At 35.0% G+C, this 4,027-nt stretch carries 3 protein-coding genes; 1 reads left to right on the top strand and 2 read right to left on the bottom strand.

Annotated elements, in window-relative coordinates:
- The first annotated feature begins 267 nt into the window (after window positions 1-267).
- On the top strand, window positions 268-2,241 hold the full coding sequence (locus ACJML3_RS03805; RefSeq protein WP_406020765.1) for an EAL domain-containing protein: 1,974 nt from the start codon (window positions 268-270) through the stop codon (window positions 2,239-2,241).
- Between the two features lie 116 nt (window positions 2,242-2,357).
- Here ACJML3_RS03805 and pyrI read toward each other — a convergent pair whose 3' ends face one another.
- Together pyrI and pyrB are read right to left on the bottom strand one after the other, a co-directional pair.
- On the bottom strand, window positions 2,358-2,858 hold the full coding sequence (pyrI, locus tag ACJML3_RS03800; protein ID WP_219937247.1) for an aspartate carbamoyltransferase regulatory subunit: 501 nt from the start codon (window positions 2,856-2,858) through the stop codon (window positions 2,358-2,360).
- Window position 2,859: 1 nt separating this feature from the next.
- On the bottom strand, window positions 2,860-3,783 hold the full coding sequence (gene pyrB / locus ACJML3_RS03795; protein ID WP_219937248.1) for an aspartate carbamoyltransferase: 924 nt from the start codon (window positions 3,781-3,783) through the stop codon (window positions 2,860-2,862).
- Between the last annotated feature and the right edge of the window lie 244 nt (window positions 3,784-4,027).

Here is a 4,027-nt window from a genome sequence, read left to right as displayed (position 1 = left end):
AGCTTCTAACAGAATTGCTCACTCTTGTTAGTAGAAAAGCAGTTCTTGCTTTACTCTTTTCTTTGCTCAATTTCAAAAAGGTTCTCTAATACTCTACGATATCTACCTTCAAACCTTATGTTGAGTCATATGTCAATTTAGCTTTATGCCTTATGTGATAAAGGTTTTTATGTGAAAATTGTGAGGTTTGTATAATTCTATTCTATGATTGATACTGTAAAATTCTTAAATGAGGGTATGTGTAAATAAATAGAATAGGAGAACTAAATGATCTATGGAGCTCAAATAGTAGCCTTAATCTTGGTTCTCTTTGTTGCAATTGAATTCTTCCAGTACAGACGCTTAAGGATCCTTTCTACAAAACTGTTCGAAGAATATATTATTTTCTCAATTATCGATATCATTCTTGAAATATCCTGTATTTATGCTGTTTATCATGCAGATGTCTTCTCAATGAAAATGACCAGATTCCTGCATCAGTTGTATATATTTACAATGATGCTGCTGTCTTTTTATATATATGTTTATATCGATATCAAATGTAAAGTTGCAAAAAACTATAATGTAATTCAGTTTTCCCTAAGAGCAGTTCCCCTTGTTTTAGGCTTATTTGCAGTATTGTATGGAGATATCTTCTACCATGTAGGTAAAGATGGACTCAATACATTCGGTTCAATGGTTAACTGCACATATGTGGTTATAATCAGCTATTTTATACTTTGCCTTATCTCAGTTTTACGATCAGAGCGTCGACAGAAGACTTCTATAAGATTTGATTTGGTCTTTGCTCTTTGTACTGTATTCTCTCTGATCTTAATTAAGTTCTTTATTCCTCAGGTTACACTAGTTTGCCTTGTTGTAGCTATTACTGTTCTATATGTATATAACGCTTTTGAGAATTCAAAAGAATATACAGATAAGGACATTCAAAGAATGTTCTCAAGATATTCTTTTGATATGTCTGTAAGAGATCTTTTTGCTGAAAAGAAGCAATTTTATGTTGTTACTTTTGCTCTTCAGAATGTAGATGCAATTAAAAACAACTTCTCTCAAAAGACCTGTATAGACTGTATTGAGGGTGCTGTAAAAACCATTCCTGATTTTAAAAACAGAAACCTGTTCAGAACCTTTGAATATGGATTTAGTTTCATTATTTTTGATGAAACAGAGATTAACGAGTGGGCGTCAAAATATAAGGTATCAGACAAGAGTCTTGCTATTCCTAATGTGCCTATTTCTCCATCATTCTCAGTATTTGCAATTGAGTGTCCTAAATTATGTAAAAACCTAGAAGAGCTTATTCCTATTATGTTCTTCTGTAGAAACCAGTCAGATACACAGACTGATCATTCTGTAATGATGGTAAATCTTGATACAGTAAATAAGAAGAATTATCTTCAGTCTGTTGAAAAGCTTGTTCAGAAAGCTGTATATGAAGATGGTTTCTATGTTGTATATCAACCAATTATTAATACTGCTACAGGAAAGTGTGAGTCAGCTGAAGCTTTAGTTCGACTCAAAGATACAACTACTCTTGGTTTTATCTCTCCTGAGGTATTTATTCCAATAGCAGAAAAGCAGGGCTTAATTGGAAAATTAGGCGATCAGGTATTTTATAAAGTCTGCAGATATATAAGAGATTCTCACCTAAAAGAGCGCGGTATTAAATATATTGAAGTAAATCTGTCAGGTCTTCAGATTTCTGATCCTGATATTCCATATACCCTTCATCAGAAGGTAAAGAGTTTTGGTATCGATCCTAGCATGATAAACCTTGAAATTACTGAAACAGCAATGGTTCAGTCAGGTAAGATTGTGCTTGATAATATGGAAAAGTTAAAAGGCTTTGGCTATAAGTTTTCCATGGATGATTTTGGTACTGGATATTCTAATTTCCATCAGATTGCTTCTATCAAATACGATCTGATTAAGATTGATAAGTCATTGATTTGGCCAGCCTTTGAAGAAGGAAATATTCAGGCTCAGACCATTCTATTTGGCTGTATCAAGATGATGCATACATTAGGTTTATCTATTGTGGCTGAAGGTATTGAGACTGCATCTCAGGCAGAAGAGCTAAGAGCTCATGGTGTAGAATTCCTGCAAGGATACTACTACTCAAAACCTATCCCTGAAGATGAATTCTTGCAGTTTATTGAAAGACACAATCAGACTGTCGATGAACTGTATGTATCATTGCTTGATGTTACAATAGACATTAATCCTACTCCTGCAAATTAAACTAATCAGAAGATAAGAGTAAAAAAGAGCAGAGAAGAGTATAGAGTCTATAGACTAAAAGACCTTGATAAAATCAAGGTCTTAATATCAGTATAAAAGTCTTTTCCTACCTACTGTTATGGCTCTAGACCATTATTCTCAAGAAGGATCTCTCTTTCAAATACTCTTTCACAGTAGCGGCACTTCATAAGAACCTTGCCGTTTTCATCTGTTGTGATCTTAAAGCGTGGTGTTGCATCGTCCTCTTCATTGGTGATGCAGTTGCTGTTAGGGCACTTGAAAACACCAACAGATTCATGAGGAAGACGTAGTTTGTACTTGTCTACTACCTTGAAATCCTTAATGTGATTGATAGTAGCATTAGGAGCAAGTACAGCAATCTGCTCTGTCTGAGCAGGTGAAAACTCAACATCAGAAATCTTGATGATATCTTTCTTGCCAAGATCACCTGATCTTAAATTGAAACCAACTGTTAACTGATTGTTCTTTCCTAAGAATTTGAACATTCTGATGATATTGATTGCCTGACCAGGAGCAATATGATCAATAACAGTTCCGTTTGCAATAGCCTCAACTAGGAGCTTTGACTTATTGTTATCAATATGTGCGTTAGACATCTTAAATCTCCTTATTAAGAACTAATGATAGGATAGCTTCACGAGCAAATACACCGTTTGCTGCCTGATTGAAGTAATAGGCATATGGTGTCTTGTCAACTGATGTTACGATTTCGTCGATGCGTGGTAGTGGATGTAAGATCTTCATATTTTCACGTGCATTAACTAAAACATCAGGTGTTAAAATAAACTTTGATTTAAGATGCTGATACTCAGTTTCATCAAATCTTTCTTTCTGAACGCGGGTCATGTAAAGGATATCCACATTTGGAATAACCTCTTCTAAAGTCTCATGAACAGAGAAGGTAATGCCTCTTGCAGTTAAATCGTTAAGGATATACTGTGGCATTGCAAGTGACTCTGGGGATACAAGATAAATTCTTGCATTATATAAAGATAAAGCCTCAGCAAGAGAATGAACGGTTCTTCCGTACTTTAAGTCACCAACAAAGGCGATTGAAATATCCTCTAATCTGCCCTGAGTTTCTTTAATGCTGAATAAATCAAGCATGGTCTGTGAAGGGTGCTGGTTTGAACCGTCACCTGCGTTGATAACAGGTACAGGAGATATATCTGCAGCTAGCCTTGCTGCACCTTCTTTATTGTGTCTAATAACAAGAGCATCTGCATATGAGGTGATGATCCTCATTGAATCACAGAATGTTTCACCTTTCTTTCCTAATGATGTGTTTGATGCATCAGAGAAACCGATAACTCTACCGCCTAATCTTTGAATTGCAGTTTCAAAAGACAGTCTTGTTCTTGTAGAACCTTCAAAGAAGGTAACACCGATAAGTTTGTCTTTTAATAAATCGTTTCTTGGATTTTTCTTTAAATCGAAAGCTGTTTTTAAAATAAGCTCGATGTGTTCTTTGGAAAACTCAGATATTGAGATGATATCTTTTTGGAAAAGTGGATTGGTCATATTTTGTCCCTTGCTCGGATTGATATCGATAAGAACTGGGACGCAGATGCCTTTTCAGGAGCATATTGCGTTTTTATTCTGTTCCTGAAAGCTACATTATACACTTTAAAAAAAGAAAGTGGCGATCTATATTTTTCATGTGTGCTCTTGACAGCACTCTTTGCAGGGCGTACGCATGAATTGACTAAAAAATACTTTGTGATACAAGGATCAAAGTGCTAAATAAGTTCATGAATAAGTGTGA

The organism is Succinivibrio sp., from assembly GCF_045124615.1.
Classification (GTDB): domain Bacteria; phylum Pseudomonadota; class Gammaproteobacteria; order Enterobacterales; family Succinivibrionaceae; genus Succinivibrio; species Succinivibrio faecicola.
This window is presented reverse-complemented; position numbering and strand designations above follow the sequence as displayed.

Coding starts and splice junctions, on each gene's coding strand:
- ACJML3_RS03805 (WP_406020765.1), top strand. CDS start 268: ATGATCTATGGAGCTCAAATAGTAGCCTTAATCTTGGTTCTCTTTGTT.
- pyrI (WP_219937247.1), bottom strand. CDS start 2,858: ATGTCTAACGCACATATTGATAACAATAAGTCAAAGCTCCTAGTTGAG.
- pyrB (WP_219937248.1), bottom strand. CDS start 3,783: ATGACCAATCCACTTTTCCAAAAAGATATCATCTCAATATCTGAGTTT.